The sequence below is a fragment of the Gemella sp. genome, from assembly GCF_057272915.1.
On the sequence record NZ_DBHIUF010000004.1, the window covers coordinates 56,296 to 75,364 of the forward strand.

The 19,069-nt window shown below is 29.4% G+C and carries 15 protein-coding genes; 3 read left to right on the forward strand and 12 right to left on the reverse strand.

The window, feature by feature from the left end; all coding sequences use genetic code 11:
- The 12 genes from ACO6OL_RS02795 to ACO6OL_RS02850 form a co-directional block, all read right to left on the reverse strand.
- On the reverse strand, nucleotides 1–2,157 hold the full coding sequence (locus tag ACO6OL_RS02795) for a LicD family protein (protein WP_485502044.1): 2,157 nt from the start codon (nucleotides 2,155–2,157) through the stop codon (nucleotides 1–3).
- A gap of 7 nt (nucleotides 2,158–2,164) precedes the next feature.
- Nucleotides 2,165–3,127 carry a glycosyltransferase family 2 protein gene (locus tag ACO6OL_RS02800; RefSeq protein ID WP_485502045.1) on the reverse strand — a complete coding sequence of 321 codons (963 nt, stop codon included), beginning with the start codon at nucleotides 3,125–3,127 and terminating at the stop codon, nucleotides 2,165–2,167.
- Entirely contained in the window at nucleotides 3,111–3,956 is an 846-nt protein-coding gene (locus ACO6OL_RS02805) for a LicD family protein (RefSeq protein WP_485502046.1), read from the reverse strand. Before ACO6OL_RS02805 ends, ACO6OL_RS02800 begins: the two co-directional genes overlap by 17 nt.
- The gene (locus ACO6OL_RS02810) at nucleotides 3,949–5,166 is read right to left on the reverse strand and encodes a DegT/DnrJ/EryC1/StrS family aminotransferase (protein ID WP_485502047.1); all 1,218 of its coding nucleotides are present in this window, start codon (nucleotides 5,164–5,166) and stop codon (nucleotides 3,949–3,951) included. Before ACO6OL_RS02810 ends, ACO6OL_RS02805 begins: the two co-directional genes overlap by 8 nt.
- A 45-nt stretch (nucleotides 5,167–5,211) precedes the next feature.
- The gene (locus ACO6OL_RS02815; protein WP_485502048.1) at nucleotides 5,212–5,892 is read right to left on the reverse strand and encodes a sugar transferase; all 681 of its coding nucleotides are present in this window, start codon (nucleotides 5,890–5,892) and stop codon (nucleotides 5,212–5,214) included.
- A 117-nt stretch (nucleotides 5,893–6,009) separates the two neighbouring features.
- The gene (locus ACO6OL_RS02820) at nucleotides 6,010–7,020 is read right to left on the reverse strand and encodes an acyltransferase family protein (RefSeq protein ID WP_314159912.1); all 1,011 of its coding nucleotides are present in this window, start codon (nucleotides 7,018–7,020) and stop codon (nucleotides 6,010–6,012) included.
- On the reverse strand, nucleotides 7,020–8,618 hold the full coding sequence (locus ACO6OL_RS02825) for a hypothetical protein (RefSeq protein ID WP_485502049.1): 1,599 nt from the start codon (nucleotides 8,616–8,618) through the stop codon (nucleotides 7,020–7,022). Before ACO6OL_RS02825 ends, ACO6OL_RS02820 begins: the two co-directional genes overlap by 1 nt.
- Before the next feature lie 502 nt (nucleotides 8,619–9,120).
- Nucleotides 9,121–10,626 (reverse strand): RNA-binding domain-containing protein, encoded by a 1,506-nt coding sequence (locus tag ACO6OL_RS02830; RefSeq protein ID WP_485502050.1) that lies wholly within the window; start codon nucleotides 10,624–10,626, stop codon nucleotides 9,121–9,123.
- A gap of 499 nt (nucleotides 10,627–11,125) precedes the next feature.
- Nucleotides 11,126–12,052, reverse strand: coding sequence for a helix-hairpin-helix domain-containing protein (locus ACO6OL_RS02835; protein ID WP_485502051.1), 927 nt, complete (start codon nucleotides 12,050–12,052; stop codon nucleotides 11,126–11,128).
- A 1-nt stretch (nucleotide 12,053) separates the two neighbouring features.
- The gene (locus ACO6OL_RS02840) at nucleotides 12,054–13,145 is read right to left on the reverse strand and encodes a hypothetical protein (protein ID WP_485502052.1); all 1,092 of its coding nucleotides are present in this window, start codon (nucleotides 13,143–13,145) and stop codon (nucleotides 12,054–12,056) included.
- A 279-nt stretch (nucleotides 13,146–13,424) separates the two neighbouring features.
- Nucleotides 13,425–15,479, reverse strand: a complete 2,055-nt coding sequence (locus tag ACO6OL_RS02845) for a heavy metal translocating P-type ATPase (RefSeq protein WP_485502053.1) — start codon at nucleotides 15,477–15,479, stop codon at nucleotides 13,425–13,427.
- Nucleotide 15,480: 1 nt separating this feature from the next.
- The gene (locus ACO6OL_RS02850) at nucleotides 15,481–15,762 is read right to left on the reverse strand and encodes a DUF6110 family protein (protein WP_274460090.1); all 282 of its coding nucleotides are present in this window, start codon (nucleotides 15,760–15,762) and stop codon (nucleotides 15,481–15,483) included.
- Nucleotides 15,763–16,497: 735 nt separating this feature from the next.
- On the opposite strand from ACO6OL_RS02850, the gene ACO6OL_RS02855 reads away from it, so the two are divergent.
- The 3 genes from ACO6OL_RS02855 to ACO6OL_RS02865 are packed head-to-tail and all read left to right on the forward strand — an operon-like array spanning nucleotide 16,498 to nucleotide 18,578.
- On the forward strand, nucleotides 16,498–17,427 hold the full coding sequence (locus ACO6OL_RS02855; protein WP_485502054.1) for an SAM-dependent methyltransferase: 930 nt from the start codon (nucleotides 16,498–16,500) through the stop codon (nucleotides 17,425–17,427).
- A 21-nt stretch (nucleotides 17,428–17,448) separates the two neighbouring features.
- Nucleotides 17,449–18,018, forward strand: coding sequence for a tRNA 5-(aminomethyl)-2-thiouridylate-methyltransferase MnmM (gene mnmM, locus ACO6OL_RS02860; RefSeq protein ID WP_485502055.1), 570 nt, complete (start codon nucleotides 17,449–17,451; stop codon nucleotides 18,016–18,018).
- Nucleotides 18,006–18,578 carry a CYTH domain-containing protein gene (locus ACO6OL_RS02865; protein ID WP_485502056.1) on the forward strand — a complete coding sequence of 191 codons (573 nt, stop codon included), beginning with the start codon at nucleotides 18,006–18,008 and terminating at the stop codon, nucleotides 18,576–18,578. Before mnmM ends, ACO6OL_RS02865 begins: the two co-directional genes overlap by 13 nt.
- The last annotated feature ends 491 nt before the right edge of the window (nucleotides 18,579–19,069 follow it).

Here is a 19,069-nt window from a genome sequence, read left to right on the forward strand (position 1 = left end):
CTAGTTCTCCTTCTTAATATACGCTACAAAATCATCATGCTGTATTCTTTTTTCTAATGGTGGAATCTCTATATAGTCCGAACCATAAATTGTAGTTAAAATATGATCATAATCTTTTGGTATATTATATACTCTATCCTCAAATTTACATTCAACTACTTCATCTAAAGCCTTAGCATCTATCTTAGTACTATATTTTTTAGATTCCATCAGATAATCAATATATTCACTATTAACAGGTACTTTAGAACAATCATTTAATTTCTTATTCCATGATTTTACTCTCGTTAATCTGAACACAACTAACATTAGATAACGAATAATATTCTTTATTCCCGCTTCTTTATTTCTTATTCCATATAAAGTATATACAGATAATCTACGATACATATCTAATTTTGCAATTTCTTTATTTACATCTTTGTAGTCATCAAAAGGAAAAACATCTACACAGATACCTAATTCTATATTATTTTGTATATAATTATTTTCATAAACAGTTCTACTATCATAGACTCTGTAAAATGGATAAGGATACCTAGAATCATTTTCCCAAGAAACAACCTTATAAATACTATTATTATCTTCTAAAATTGCTTGGTATAATTTGTCATATTGATCTCTCTTTAAAGCAATATCCAAATCATCGTCCCACGGAATAAATCCTCTATGCCTTACCGCACCTAGTAAACTTCCATAAGCTAAAGAATAATTGATTCCTTTTTTCTGACAGATATTATGAATATAGTCCATAACACCTAATTCTACTTCTTTAATTTCATCAATATCTAATTTTTTAAAATTACTTTTATCTGTACTCACTATAGAATAGAAATAACCTGCCATTAAAAATAAAATAATACCTAATAATGAGATACCATAAAATGTAGAACTTAAGAATAAATTAGATACCAATATTACCATCAATATCATAAGCATTGATAATAAACCTTTATTAATTAAATCTTCTTTTTTATCTCTAATTAGTCGTTTTACCATTGATATGAAAAATGATAATACAAATATTCCCATCAAGATAAAACCTACAATTCCATTATAAAATAGAATTTCTAAATATCCATTATGAGTAAGATAATGCTCTTTTATTATATACTCATCTGGATTCGTCTTTTTACCTATTTCATACCAGTTTCCACCTGAATAACCAAAGATAGGTTTTTTAGGTACGAAAGAGGCTGTTGATTTCCAAATTGCAAATCTATTATTAGAAATATTTTCTTCACTTGTATCTGTTCTTTCAAGAGAAAGATTATTATCCTGACTATCTAATTTTTTATCTTGAGTTTCAATTATTTCTTTATTGTAATGTAAATATTGTTCACTAATGAAATTAACTGCTTTATAACTGAATAATACAACTACTATCGCCAATACTACTTTAAATAGTGACCTGATATTTTCTCTTTGATAAAACATCACTATTGAATATATAACAGCAGCTATCATCATACAGATAAACGCAGTTCTTGAACCTGATAATACTATATAAATAAAATTCAATACAATAGCTAATATACTTATATTTTTATATATTTTTATAAAGTTATCGATTTTTGTAATTAAAAATATAATTACAATTAGCGAAATTAATGATAGAAAGTTTGGGCTTGCCAAAATACCAAATAATCTAGACTCTACAAACCCTTGTCTAATATACAACCCTTTATAGTCATGTACTCTATAGCCTTTCAATAATACGAATTGAATTAATGAAACTAATACTCCAAAAGTATTAAGTAGAGTAACTACATAAAAAAAGTAATCATATATTTTTTTACTCTCTTCTCTAGTTACTCCCGTAAATATAGGGAATACCGTTAAGAAGTAAATATAAAATACTAATGCATTTTTTATATTTGTAGAATAACCATAAGATATCACTAGAATGCTAGTAATTATATTAAAAGCAAAAAATAGTAATAGGTACTCTATTGTTTTTATCTTTAGATAAACTTTCTTAATAACTAAGTTATACGTTGCTAAAAGAATTCCAAGTAATGTCATCCCCCCTGCAACTACTTTGTTAGCTGAAATAAATTGTAGTGGCACTATTAGACCACACATACAATAAATAGCAACTATTAAAATAAATGCCAGATTTATTTTAAAATAATTTTTTTCTATTAGTTTTAACATACTCTAATTAATATCCTCTCTTCTCTATTATTTTTCTATATAGATTTCTATTCAATAATAAGGCAACAAATCCAATTTTTCTACCTTTTGTAAATAATGAATCTGTTAAAATACTCTTACTATGATCTTTTAAATACGATATTAACTTATTTTCTAATTTTTTATCATTATAATCTTTATCTAACAATAGCCTATCTAATACATAAAAATACGCCCAATTCATCCTCATCTGAGCTACCTCTTTTAATTCAGGATATTTCTCTAAAATAATCTCTTTATTCTGTTCATAAGCTTCTATTACATTTAAAAACTTAAGTGAAAATTTTTGGGTAGTAATGCTATTTTCTCTATGGACATAGTAATATTTTTTCTCATTAGTTGCTACTATTTTATTACACTTATCTAATAACTTTATCATAATAAATGCATCTTCAGCGATTTTCCCAATTTCAAATTTGAACTCTGAAAATAAACTCTTTTTATATAATTTATTAACAGCTGTTACAGATAATATCTTAGCTTCCATAACCATTTTAATAGCTTCTTGAGGACTAAGCTCCCATGTTTTCTTTTCAGTTACTTGCACCTCAGGAACATTATTATAGACATCATAGTGTCCACACATAGATAAATCAGCGTTTGCATCTTTTAGATTATTCATCAGTACTTCATACATATCTTCATCTATATAATCGTCACTATCTATAAATCCTATTAACTCGGCTTCTGCTTCATCTATACCAACATTCCTCGCATCAGATAATCCACCATTTTTCTTATGAATAACCCTTATTCTATCATCTTTCTTTGCAAGCTCATCACAAAGTTGTCCACTGTTATCAGTAGATCCATCATTGACTAAAATAATTTCTAGGTTTTTATAAGTTTGATTGATTATTGAAGCAACACAACGCTCTAAGTATTGCTCTACATTGTATACCGGTATTATTACACTAATTTTTTCGTCCATAATATTCCCCTTTATACTTAAGATAACTATTTTTCATATCCGCTATAACTACATCATGATGTGGAACTTGTTTTTCTTTTGGTGGAGGTGTCATATAATCACCAAATGCTGTTTTCAGATAAATATCATACCCCACTGGTATTGGCATTTTAGTACTTTCAAAATCTATAAAGATATTATCCTCAAATGCTTCAATTGGATATTTTTTCTTCATATATCCAGGCCCTGTACAAAGTTCTGTTATACCATCACTTTCTTCAAGTGTGTATTTCATCATTTCTTTTTCAGCTTTTTTCCAGATTTTATAACGTAATTTACTTGGCGTTAAACTCAATAACATAGAACTAATATATTTAACTAATTTACCATGTTTTTCTGGAATAGTCTGTGCGCAGAATAGTGAGTAAATCAATGCCCAACGAATTTGTTTTTTTCTATCCGCTTCATTTTTAGGATAATAATCCAAAGGAATAACATCTAAAGCTAAACCATGTGGTATATCTAGATCTTGTTGATATGGTTTTATACATGTTGTTTCTCTATCACGAATCGTGATAAATAAGTTTCTATCAACGAAGTTACTATCACTTTTTGATAAGAAATATTGTTCTTTAGCATACTTTCTCCAAAGTTCTGGAAGTTTTTCATAGTCTTTTCTAGGCATGAAAAAATCTAAATCATCATCCCAAGGGATAAATCCCTTATTACGAAGTCCACCAATAGCTCCACCACCACAAAGATAACAAAGTAAGTCATGTTCACGACAAAATTCTACAAAATACTCAGCCATCTCTAAGCTTTTATTTTGTATTTCTTTTAAACTACTCACCTACTACCTCCTCGACTATTTCCTTGAAGTTCTCAATAATTACAGCTACATCTTCATCACTAAGTCTAGTATGTAAAGGTAATGTTATTTCTTTTACATAGTAATTATAAGCATTAGGATAATTTTCAATATCAAATCCTAAGTTTTTATACGCAGTTAATAACGGTAATGGTTTATAGTGAACATTACAGCTAATTCCACGCTCTGCCATTTTAACAATTATCTCACCACGTTGTTCAAATGTAGCACCTTCAACATGAGTAATATAAAGGTGTCCACAAGATTTATAATCGTCTGAACTGTGACTTAGGCTTTTAATTTTTGTTCCTTCAAAACCTTTATTGTACTTACTAATAATGTTATCGCGACGTTCTAAAAGTTTTGGATAACGATCTAGTTGAACTAATCCAATAGATGCTGCAATATCAGTTAAATTACATTTATATCCAGGAATAACAATATCATACTCCCAAGATCCTGCTTTTGTTTTAGCTAGAGCATCTTTTGTTTGACCATGAAGTGAATATATTTGGTATTCTCTATATAACTCTTCATTATCGAAGTTTTCATTTTGCTTCCATGTTACACTTCCACCTTCAGCTGTAGTGAAGTTCTTTACAGCATGGAATGAGAATGTAGTAAAGTCAGCTACAGAACCAATTTTTTTACCTTTATAAGTACTTCCTAAAGCATGTGCGCCATCAGCTACAACAGCTACTCTACCAAGCTTTTCTTGATATTCACTATTGGCTTTGAATAAGTGTTTCTTACTCTCCACTACCTCAAAGATTTTATCGTAATCACATGGAATCCCTGCTAAATCAACTGGAATTACAGCTTTAGTATTCTCAGTAATAGCGTCAGCTAAAGCGTCGTAGTCCATCTCATGGCTATCTTCAGCAATATCAACAATAACAGCCTTCGCTCCGACATGATAAATCACACTACAAGAAGCTGTGTATGTCATCGCAGGAACGATAACTTCATCACCTTCACCAATACCTAGAACACGTAATGTTAATTCTAATGCTGCAGTTGCTGAATTAAGACAAACAGTTTTCGGTGTATTAGTAAATTCAGATAATCTTCTTTCTAATTCTTTTGTCTTAGGTCCTGTTGTAATCCAACCTGATTTTAAAGTATCTATTACTTCATTTATTTCTTCTTCACTAATATCTGGTGGAGAAAATGGTATATTATATTTTTTCATCTCAAACTCCTAATTATTAAAATTCTACTTAAAAGTATCTTAACTCTATTTAACAACCGCAATAGTAGTTCTTATCATTATTTTAATATCATTTATAACACTGAATTCTTCAATGTACTTTAAATTATATTTCATCTTGTCTGGAAGAATTTCCTTCACATAGATTTCATCTACACTTCTTCCACTTCCTTTGAATTTCTCAATAACTTCGTCTTCATCTTTGTATTCGATACTCGCTGGAGAAGTTATCCCAGCAGGAAGAAGTAATGTTGCATTCATTTCATCAGTGTACTTATCTACATATTTCGCTACTTCCGGTCTTACACCAACAAAGCTCATATCACCTACAAGTACGTTTATAAGTTGAGGTAGTTCATCAAGACGTAGTTTACGTAGCTTATGTCCGACCTTACTAATACGAGGATCATTTTGCTGAGTAACAGCTGTTCCAAGCTTATCAGCATCTTTAACCATAGTTCTAAACTTAAAAATTCTAAAAGTTCGACCATAAGTTGTAATACGCTCTTGCCTGTAAAATACAGGACCTTCACTATCAAGTTTTATCCAAATAGCTATTCCTAAAATTATCGGCGATAAAGGGATAAGCAAAATTAATGCAAGCACCTTGTCAAAAAGTAATTTCAGAAATAATGATATCTTCTTCTTTTCAATAGAAGCTCTATACTTTTTTACGGCTTCTGTTTCAAATCTATTATCAATGTCCATCTTTCACCTTAATAGCCAATCAACTGTTTCGATTAGCTCTACTAATTTATTTCATCTCTTTATTATACCACACTTCGCAATAGAACAGAAGAAATGAAAGCAAAAAAGACAACCAAATTAGGTTGTCTTAAATGATTTTCCAATAAGAAATGGAAAACTATTATTAATTATCTTAGCAATTACTTCACATAATAGTATTGCTAATAATAATTCTACACTAGCTATTATATAATTACTAACAAATATTCCTGTATACTTACTCGCAAGCTGCTCCATGATTATGTCTAAAATATATAAAACTATCGGTGAATGATATGCATAATATATCAATGTGTTGCTACCAATTCTCTCTAATATTTGTATATTTGGAATATTTTTGAATAATATAAAACTTGCCCAGATACCAAAGAACGCAGCAACAAAATATAAGAAAGTCGAATTAATCTGTTGGTAATAAAGATCTACTCTAGTGTTATAAACTCCACATATAATACTTACTACAACAACTGGTAAAAAATATTCTTTTCTGAAATACCTTTGTAAAGTATCTAGATTTTTTCTTAATATATATCCTGATAATATGAAGATAGTCGCATACGGTACAAGATCAAAACTCCAAATCAACCAAAATTCCATTACATATAGTTTTTTTCCTAAACTACCACACAGTATAAGCACAACAAATACAATTACATATTGATATAGTTCATCACTGTATTTTATCGCAAAATAACAAACTAATTCCGCTAAAAACAACACATTTAAAAACCACAGTTGATAATAAATATGCATTCTATCTGCTACTATCATGGCTTTTATAAAATGTATAATATCTATTTTCAAAATAAATTGCGGTTGCAAAATAAATGATTTAATAAAAAATATAGAAATATTCATTAAAAAGCAAGGTATAACTATAGTTTTAAATTTTCTAGAAAAGAATTCAAAGAACGAAGTATACTTTGCTACATTTAAAGTCATTCCAGATAAAAAGAAAAATAAAGGTATATGGAATATATATAGTAATAATTTTACCTTGGCTGGAGTGTATCCCATGTGACCAGCTATTACTAAGATTATGCAAAAAGCCTTCAACATATCGATATATTTAATTCTCTTACTACTCATTACTTATCACTCCTTAAAATATATATATTCATATCATTTAAAATATCACTTTCTTTTACAAAGTAAACATCCTTATCATAGTTTTCTTTAAACAATACTCTGATTTTATCGAAAGAACTAGAGTCCTTGGGTAAAATAAATTTAATATTATCACTATTTACCGCACTAGAAAGTATATTATTCGTATCTTTCACTCCAAATTCTTTTAGTTTATTATGATATTCAGGCGAGAATGTTTGCCAGGTCCCAAAAGTTATTATGTTTTTTGTTAACTTATCTGTCTCAACAAAAACCTTACTAACATTAGGTTGCGAACTAACTAAGTTTCCATATCCTGAAATAATATATAAATTATCTTTATTATTGACTAGTATATTGTTATAAGCCTTATTAAAATCATAAGAGTGATAATTAAACCAATACAATTCATTTTTCCCATATTTCCATATAGAGCCCATTAATAGTATGCATAAAATTGTAAAGATAACATTTTCTAGATTATTCAATAATTTATAATTTCTTTTTATAAATAACTCATTTCCATATACAATAAAGATAAATAGAGCTAGAATAATGATAGGTATATAAACTCTCTCTACTACTCTTTGTCTAACTATTAGCGCTGTTAGCAGAGCTAAAGGACTCAAAAATAGCAGATATCCATAATAACTTTTAGATTTATAAAATATAAAAACAAGAATTACAAAAAATGTAAACAACTTATAAAACTCATTAGAAAAGTACTCAAGTATTATCTTTTTAATCGAAAAATTATATTTTTCTGATACTGATCGTACTCTATCAAGATTATCTAATAACTCATTACTAAAGATTTGTTTTTCTGAGAGTATCCAAGAATTATGACTTACTAATGTATTTTCAGTAATACCAATCTTATCTAGACTTTCTTTTTTTTCAGAATAATCAATAGCAGGATAGTCTCTTATCAAAGTACTCTTTTCATTCCATTCTATATAAGATTTTTCTACATCACCACTTTGTATAAATAACCAATTTGCTAAACTTACAATAAAAATTGTACTAATTAAAATAGCTGTTTGTTTTACCTTTTTATTCCTAATTAGTTCAAATACGATTATCGCTGAACATATTACTAAAAGACTGGGTATTATTTGAACTCTAAGAGAGATACCTATAAATATAAGTATAACAGCAAAAACTATGTTTTTTTCTTTATAAAGTAGAAATATTCCGGAGATAGATAACAAATAAGCAACCACAGAATATGTAAAATATTTTAATAAAGCAAACTCTATTACTAAAACTATTATCCATAGAACTATTTTATATTTTCTATCTCGAAACAGATAAAGCAAACATGAAAAACTTATACTATACGCTGATGCTAAAAAAACGAAATAAATATTAATATTTGAAAATAAACTTTGTAATATTACTAATATCCTAGTTAATACTATTCCCATGTAGGGAAGTAACATATATTCTTTATTTAAAATTGAATAATTAATTGTAACATCATCAACAGCATGATAAATATAACCATATAAATATCTATATAGCACTACAATAAATAATGGTATACCAATTGAAATTATTAACGAGGTAGTTTTCTTCACTATTTACCTGCCTCCTTCCCTTAAAATATAATATTAAAAATTTAATAACACTAGTATAATACTATAATTAAAAGGTTTTTTCAAATTATAGCTAATTTTACTTTCCTAATTTAGAACTGCCATCATTTTCGTATCAAATAACACTTTATTAGCCTACTTACCTTCATACATTGTCGATAATATTACATATCCTTTTGTAAATCAGATTACTAATACGAACATGAGATTTAGTCTATTTCCAATAGTCGTAGTCCTGAACTTTATACTGACTATAATCCTTGTTATAATTGTAAGAATTATCTTATCAGCACTTTCTAAATCTATAAAACTTGCAAGAAAATAGGGAGTGACCCAAAAATCGTGATTTCAGAGAAACAAGATTTTTTTGTCAACCTCATCGTTTTGTTAGTTTATCAAACATCACAGCAAAAACCTCGAATTCAGTTTTACTAGATTCGAGGTTTATCAATTAATCTAAAATATCGCACTAAAATTTTAAAAATTATTGTCTCTTGAACTCTTCAATAAGTGAATACATATGATTTATAATATGATATTTCTCAAAGCCTTCTCTTTGATCATTAAACATATATAACATATGCCTTCCATTTCTCTTGGTTAACAATATATTTTTTTCTATAAGTTTATTAAGATATTTTATGGCGGTACTCTTAGCAATATCTAATTCCTTTTCTATTTCTACTCTTAAGCACCATTTATTTTTTATTATATATTCCACTATCTTTCTTTCAGTATCATTAGAGACCTCTAAGTACTCTAATATCGACATATCCCATAATATAAACCTAAAATAATCTATCTCTTGTGTTACATCTGGAAATCTTAAAGTATACTCCTTAACTGCTTCCATTATTTTTGGGATACCAGTCCCTGCCTTTTCACAAATATTAACAAGTCTAAAAATCTCTTGAATATAATAGTTTCTCGGTTCAGAACATCCCCCAGCAAAGAAGTCCTGAATAGATATTCTGAGACCTCCTCCATTTTCAAATACTATCTTATCGGAATATCTGATTACCTGAATTCCTTTGGGACTTAAAAAGTCACAATGTATGATTGAATTTACCAATGCTTCTCTAATTGCAATTTTCATTTTTGAAGTACTAGTTCGTAATAAACTATCATTAGATATTTTCGAACTATCATTAATAGTTAAAATAATCTTATTAAATGTATTAAAGAAGAAATTATATAAATTATCCTCACCCCATGTGCCGTCATAAATTAACCTATCATCATAGGAACTGCCCAATGATTCTATCGATTTCCTTATATACTCAACGTTATAGTGAGGAAGGTATTCTTTTATACTCTCATGTTTTCCAAACACCAATAAACCTGCTAATGTTAAACACTCTTTATTACTCTTTCGATTAGTTTTTAAAACATTAATCTTTTTTAAAAATTCTTTCGTTTCGAGATTATTGAAAGGATGAAACGGATGAATTTTCTTCCATAATCCTATATATTCTCGAATCGTATTATCATCTAAATCTTCAAGTGTATAATCCTCTAACAACTTGCTATCCGCACTTTCTCTACTTGCATCTCTATACATCATCTGAAGAATATCTTCATCCGCTAAGTAATCTCCCTCTCCCTGTCTTATATATGTTTTAGCAGGATTATTTTTTAAGTATATCGGTTTATTCGTGAATTTTACCGCATCAACCTCAATAACAACAACTTCTTTTCCCTCAACATCAACTACATATACATCCTCTAAAGATAGCACATTTCTGTTTATTTCGTTAGTATTATTCATATGATTAAATACTTCACTTATTATTTTTTTAGAATCTGTAACTCCTGAAATCTCACCTTTTTCCTCATCTATACCTAATAGCAATACTCCCCCATTACTATTAGAAAATGCACAAATTGTTTCTAGAGCTGATTTAGGAAATTTATGTTCCGCTCGCTTGAATTCTACATACTGGGATTCTCCCGTCTTTATATATCTATGTATATCATCAATTTTTATCATTGTATCACCCGTCTTTCTATTCGTCTACGCACGTATCTTTATCAAATACCATGCTTCTTCTTTTTTACTGAAAACTACTATAATATAAGTAATTTCCAATATATATATATATTATTTATGATGTACACCTATTCGTCTACGTATTCGTCTATATACTATACTTTTATTCTACACTATAATAAACCACTATACAAGTGATATTTTGTTCATTACATATGCAACTTCCCTAATCATAAAACTCGAATCCAGTTTTCTGAATCCGAGTTTCTTCTCAACATATAGCTTTAATTAATCGATAAAAATTGTCTCTATAATAAATAGGATTGAGTCAAAAGTCCAAAATTTTTAAATTAGTGTATATGAAAACTCATAGACGCAGTGGTTTATTGATATCTAAATTCGCTTTTAAAAGCTTTTTAGATATCTAATAAACTGTGCGGGGGTGACTCAACAAAATCGATTTCTCCGAAATCACGATTTTTGAGTCACTCCCTATTTCTTACACTTCCCTAAACTCTATACCCGCTTCTTCTAGCTTTTCAATAGTCTTCGGACCGATACCATCTATGCTTAAAACTTCTTTTTTAGTATAATTCTTAAAATCATCTTTAGTTCCAATTCCAAAATTCACAAGATTCCACGCATAATCACTACGATTGATACCTAAACTTTGTAAAAATCTGTACATTTCCATTTTTTGTCTTTGAATTTTTTCTTTCTCTTCTTTGATTTTTCGTATATTCACTGGATTTTTCGCGAAATATCTAAGTACAGAATAAAAATGTTCACTCTGCAAATATTCTTTATATCTCATCAACATATTAAAAAATTTATCATTGTTTTTTAATGTTTTTGGAATAGTTCTTTTTATATTATTCGTAAAGTGAAAGTCTTTTTCGAAAAATAGTACAGCATCACGATGTTCTTCTCGTAATCTCTCGAAATAAACCCTCGCTTCTTCTTCATCTCCTTCCATAATAGCTGACAATGTTCCTGCCATAAGCAGCTCTAAATCTGTAGTATCATGGAAATATTCCTCAAAAATAAAATGCCTACCTAACTCTACACACATTTCTGCTATGTCATATTTTATTAACATTTTATTACTTGGATTAGCCAAATAAATCAACAATAATAACTCCAAACTATCTGTATATTTATGAGCTTCCTTAAACTTTTTTGCAGATATTGAAAAAATATCTAATACGGCTTTACCCCAGTCAGTTTCCTCTAAATCAACGTTTATATCAGAAGCCATGTTGAAAATAAATTTAAGATTATTTATAACCTTATCTAAATAAATTACTTGTGGTAGTGTAGGCTGTTTATCTAATTCATTAATTATTTCTTTATGATATTTTAATATTATTTCTGTAGCCTTCTCCCAATCTGGACCTAATATCTCAATTATCTGTTCATTTTTCATATTAACTTCTTACCTCCTTTTTAAACACTACACCATTTTCTTTCAATTGTTCTATAGATTTCTTCCCTATATTATCGACTTCATTTAATAAATATTTTTCTGTGACGTTTAAGAAATTCTCTTTTGTTAACAATCCTTCTTTTTTCAGAGCTTTTAGCGCCTGAGTACTAAGGTTTTCAAAAATCGAATCGTTTCTCATTGTTTCTACAGACATGCTTCTTGCTTTAATTTTTTCATCTAATTGTTTTCCAGTTCTTATACGAGAATTAACCCACGTTAAATACTCCATCACATATTCAATCATAATAAATTCAATTAATTGTTCTACCTTTGTCTCTTTGTGCATCAACCTAGTAAATTCACTTTCACTAAATAATTTTTCATTTGATGCAAGATCTAGTAATCTCTCAATTTTCGGATTAATGTATTTTAGAGTCGCCATAGTTTCTACAACTGCGTCATCATCCAACCTTCTAATATCAAATATTATCTTAGCTAATTGAACAAATTCATCTAATTTTGAAGCAGGTGATAATTTATTATACAATCTATAAAACCTATCTGCAGAATCAATTTTTAAATAAGCTATAATAGTATCCATTAAAATACTATCCAGTTCAAGCTCTCCTTTTTCAAGATTTATCCAAATAAGACTAGCGTTAGGAATTGCACTATATATTTGATTATCAAGATAAATTGAAATCAAATGCTGAATGACAACCTTATTAAAATCATTCTTAAAATTAGGATTACCTACAATTGGATATCTTACAGTTTTAAATTTCAACTCATCAATCTCCTTTATTATTTCAAGAGGAGATTTTTGTTGTTCAGATAGCATATACATATTAGCAAATATATTATAAGGTGATTTTAGATAAGCTTCTTCAATAAATTTCTTATCTCCTGTCACCATAAAATTAGCAAAAAGTTTTAACGATTCATTAAAATCTAGTTGATCTTCTCTATTAACAAATTTTATATTTTTAAAAGTATTTTCTTGTAATTCTGTATATACCATCTCTATTTCTCTTATCAAGGCGAAATTATTATTCTTTTTTATCGATGGAAATTTTCTTATTTTTTTACCCATAGTACATCCTCTTAATTTTTTTATAACATTTTAGTTCTATTGTACCATAAGTTATTATTTTTTCGTAATCTTAACGAAAGATTGGAACTAACCCAAAAGTCTTAATTTTTTTAAAAGTTTATATAAAATCATACAAAAAACTCGAACCTAAGATTCCTCCTAGATTCGAGTCTTGTTATTATTTAGTTTACATAGCCCAACAGCTTATAATTTTGTTTTGTTTACATAATCTCACGAGCTGATACCTTTATTATGTACAGATACAAACTAACTTTTACACTACTTAATATTAAAATTCTTAAGTACGATACTAAATGTAGTTAGATTATGTAGTAATGCTAATAAGTTCGATGGTAATACATTTATTAACCCTAAGAATATCAGCGAACTATTAATCGATACTGTGCTCTTAACGTTGTTGCTCATTTGCGCACGTAGTGTTTTTGAAACATCTGATAATAGTAATAATGAATTTAATGAATCTGATTTTAGGACAACATCACTTATTTGTTTCGAAAGATCAGCACTTTCGCTCATAACAATACTTACGTCACTTTCCGATAGTGCCGCTGAGTCATTTAGACCGTCACCTATCATCAGGACATGTCTTCCTCGTTCTTTTTCACCCTTAATATACTCAAACTTCGTAACTGGCGTCATACTTGTATGTACTTCATCAAAAGTTACGTCTTTTAAAATTTTCTTAGTTCTAATTTCGTTATCACCTGTTAACAGAACTACCTTTTTACCTTTATTTCTAAGCTCAGCTAACACAGCACTAGCTTCATCTCTTAATGGGATATCCACACAGAAAATTGAGATTAATTTTTCTTTATATCCTAAGAATAGTAGGTTATATTGTTCTTGTTTCTCGGCTATGATTTGTTCTTGTTCGGCAGTAACAACTATATCTTCATCTTTTAATAATTGTCTACTTCCAATAACGACTTTTTCTCCTTCAATATGAGAAACAATTCCCTTAGAAGCAATATGATATAATTCCGTGTGCATCTCTTCATGCTCAATTCCATCTTCTTCCGCCTTGCTTACAACGGCGCTGGCAATTGGATGATAGATATGTTCCTCTAAACACGCTCCAATTCTAAGAACTTCTTCATAAGAATATTCATAAAATGGTAGTACTTCTTGAATATATGGTTTAGATACTGTGATTGTTCCTGTTTTATCAAAAACAAATGTATCTATATCCTCATATTTATCAAGAGTTACTGAATTTTTCACCACAATTTTTTGATCAATTAGATTTTTTATAGTAGTTAGATATGCTACTGGTGTTGATAATTTCAATGCACATGAGTAGTCTACTAATAGAAACGACATCGCCTTCGCGAATGATCTTGTAAATAAATACGTTAGTCCCATCGCTAGGAAGTTATATTTTACAATACTGTCGGCTAACTTAATATATTTGTAATGATATGCATCTTCTCTACTTTCAGAATCTTTCATCAGTTGAATTAAATGATGAATGCGACCATTAACCTGTGCATTTTCAACTTTCAGTTTAATCTCACCATTAACAACTATCGTATTAGAATAAACCTTATCTCCAATATTCTTCACAACGGGGAAACTTTCACCTGTCAATGAACTTTCATCAACACTAGCTCCCTCACTCATCACAATTCCATCGAATAGAATTTCATTACCTTCTGAAACTAAGATTATATCGTCTTTTTTCACCTCTGCACAAGTTACTTTTCTATTACCTTCTTCTTCAACAAGCCAGATTTCTTTATCCATAGAAGTTAGACTTTGTTCTAGTACTTTTACAGATTTTTTCTCAGACCAGTTGTTTAAAGCTTCTCCTAATTCTAAGATGAACATAATAGAACTTGCTGTTTCACGAGCTCCCGTCGCCAATGACACAAGAATCGCTGCAGAATCAAGTGTTTCCATAGTAAGTTGCTTGCGTAATAGTAATTTCAGCATATCTTTTAAATACCCTGATGCTTTCCACCATGTGTGAATAGCTCTAAATGGAAGTGGCACGAATAGCTTAGACATCGCACGCCAAAACACGGCATTCATAATAATTGAATAAGGACTTTCTTCAGCTACTGCAACCGGATTCTCATAACAGTCCTTAACTCTTTCTTTATTTACTAATTTAAAAAATTCTCGCAAACAACTGTTGCAACCATCTTTAAATATAACAACAAAAGTGCACTCATCTTGATAAAAGTCCACTTTTTGTATATTTTCGATTTTTGATGCCTGTTCTTTAAAATATACTTTTACATCTGGTGTTAAGCGAAAATTAACTCTAACCCTCGCTCTCGCACTCGAAAGATGTAGTATTTTGAAATCCATCTTATTTTTCCTCTAATTCTTGAAGATTGCTTTCTCTTTTTTCTTTTTCGTATAAGTCTTTAGCATCCGCTACAACATCGTCAGCATGTTGCTTGATATTTGATACTGTTCCTTCTACTCCATCTTTTGCCTTATATAATTTTGATAAAACAACTGAGTACCCTTTCTTCGCATCTTTACTTGATAAAAGTTTAAGACCGAAAGTCCCAAATGCTACTCCTCCTGCAAATACTCCTGGTGTTTTAAGTGCTGCTTTAGCGACTTTTAATACTTTAATTGACATATTTATTTCCTCCTTATAATACTTTATTATAATCATATTATATCATTTTACAATATATATGTAAATCCTAATATATCAAGCATAAAACTATTTTAATTAAGTTTTATAAAACTTTTTATCTCAAAAAATATTCTTACTTTTCTCAGTCTTGTATAGACATAAATTTAATGCTATATTTGGATTTTATTTTTTATTAAAACCTTATTATGTCAAAGCTTAATAGCAAATATCATCTATACTTTTCTATAATTTAACTCTAAAAACACCATAGCTCATAAATCTTCATAAGGGAAACTTAAATTCCCAAGGAAATATTTCTTCTCTTTACTGTAGTGAACAACCTTGTTTATTAATATAAGATTTATCATAATTTTTTATAATTCACTCCATTCCCAGTCGTACCATACTGCATATTTGAATAATGAATCGATAATATGTAGATAAATATTTTTATCAACTCAAACCTTAATTTATGTTATAATAACAATGTTGAAGAAAGTGAGACACTTGAGACAATCAAGGCACTTTTGGATTAAAGAAAACATGTAAAAAATGAAAAGAAGTGATTTGTACTAGATGAAGTTATTAATTTTTAAAAAATTATTTGTACTGGATTTACATATTGCTTTTGAATCGAAACATATTATTAAGAATTCGAAACAGTGATCCGTACTAGGTTTACGCACTACTTTTGAATAAAAAAACTTATTAAAATAGATAAATAAGGAGCACATTATGATTTATATTATTGGACTTGGACCTAATGATAGTTCAAACATTAAGGAAAATATTAAACAACTTTTACTAGATAACACTAATGCTAAGGTTATCGCACGTACTAAGGAGCATCCTGCGATTTCTTTCTTAGAGGAAAATAATATCGCGTTTGAAACTTGTGACAGATTTTATACAGAAAGTGAAAATTTTGAAAATACATATAACGGTATTGCGAATTATATTCTTGAAGTTGCTGAGGCTAACGATGTAATGTATCTTGTCCCTGGGCACCCTATGGTTGCCGAGCTAACTACTCAACTTCTAATAAACAGCGATAAAGACGTAAAAATCGTTGGTGGTGAGAGCTTTTTAGATTCTTGTTTTAACGCAGCGAAGTTCGATCCTGTAGAGGGATTCTCTCTTGTTGATGCCACTGCACTTGAGACGTTAAGACAGGTTAATCCACTACAACACCTACTTATCACTCAATGCTATGATGATTTAACTGCGGCTAATGTCTCTGACGAACTTATGTCGTTCTATCCTTATGATCATGAGGTTACAGTTATTGAGCAAGCCGGTGCAGAAGATGAGAAAATTTATACTGCTCCTCTACATGAACTATCAGCTGCAGTTGGTGAGGATGTAAATAATCTACGCGCTTTATATATCGCACCATTAAAAGATGGACTTAGCTTTAATATCAAAGACTACACTAAAGATTTTGATGAAGATGATGAAACTACAGAAGCTGATTTAGTAGAAAAATTAGAAAAACTTGTTGCGGATCTTAAAGCAAACGTAAACCAAAAAGAAGACTATACAAGTGATAATTCGAAACTATTAGCTGAGATTATTAACACGTCACTTGATTTCACAATAGCTAGCGATAACTATTACGAACTTAGTGACATTCTTGCTGAAATGAAAGCAGACAGACAAAAATAATTTTATAATAAGGACAATAATATGGATAAGGTATTAGCTTTTAGCAAAAAATTATTAAAAGAAGTTATTGATAAAAATTCAGTCGTTGTTGATGCCACAGCTGGAAATGGAAATGATACGTTATTTCTAGCGAAGACTTCAGCTAAAAAGGTCTATGCGTTTGATATCCAAGAATTGGCAATAGAAAACACTACGAGGCTAATCGAAGAAGCAGAGCTGATGGATAAATGCGAAATTGTTCTTGATTCACACTTTGAATTTAATAAGTATATAGATGAAAAAATTCGTGCAGTTGTCTTTAATCTGGGATATCTACCGAATGCAGATCACGAGATTACTACACTAGCTGAGACGACGCTTGCGACGATTAAAAAGTTCTTATTACGCTTAGAAGTTGGTGGAAGAATCGTTATTGTTGTCTATTGGGGACATGAGAATGGTAAGGTAGAAAAAGAAGCATTGTTAAATGAACTTCAAAATCTCGACCAAAAAGAAGCTGAAGTATTGGTTTATCAATTCATTAATCAGAAAAACAACGCACCATTTATTATTGCGATTGAAAAGAGAAAGGAAATTTCATGCGAGAAATAGAAATAGAATTTAAAAACTTACTTACAAAAGATCAATATGCGTCACTATTTGAAAAATATGACTTAAAGAATTCTGAAAAAATAATAAACAAAAATTTCTACTATGATGATGCAGATGAAAGTTTCAAGAAAATCGGAGCAGCACTAAGAATTCGTTATACAAATAAAAAAACAGAAATGACTCTGAAAGTAAAAGGTGAAACTCAAAACATTGAGATAAACGTACCACTTGATGAAAAATATCCAAAGGAGCCGGCGGTGCTGCCGATTTTACCGAATGAAATTATCGCTGAACTAGAGCGAATGAACGTGAAGATTAAAACTCCAATGCTGATTCAAAAAATCGAAACATTAAGATACGAAATTGCTTTAGAAGAAGGATTATTGGTACTTGACGAGACAACATTTATCAATGATATCGTTGATTATGAATTAGAATTCGAGACAAAAGATTACGAAACAGGAATAGTCGCATTCGAGAAATTATTAGAAGAAAACAATATAGACAAAAATCCTGCTAAACCAAAAATAGCTCGTGCTGTAGAATATTCAAAACGATAAAACTAAATAAAGATTTAAGAAACAGCACTCTGTCAACTTCGGGGCATGGTAGAAATCATACTAGAAGGTATGGGCTCAAAAGTCCTAAATTTTAACAAAGTGTATATGAAAACTCATAAACGCAGTGGTTTATTGACATCTAAATTCGCTTTATAAAAGCTTTTTAGATGTCTAATAAACTTTGCGGGGGTGACTCGACAAAATCGATTTCTTAAAAATCACAATTTTTGAGTCACTCCCTTTTTCACCTATCATATGCAATTTAGGATAATTCGACAAAATCGATTTCTCTGAAATGACGATTTTCGAGTTATTTCCTGACATAGTAGTTTTTTATTATAACTTATTAGGGGCGTGAGGTGGCACTCGCACCCTAATTTCAAAATGGAAATTTTGACTGTTTTTTCCATTTTGAACCCTCTTTTTCTTCCCAAATTGGAAATTTTGACTGTTTTTTCCATTTTGAACCCTCTTTTTCTTCCCAAATTGGA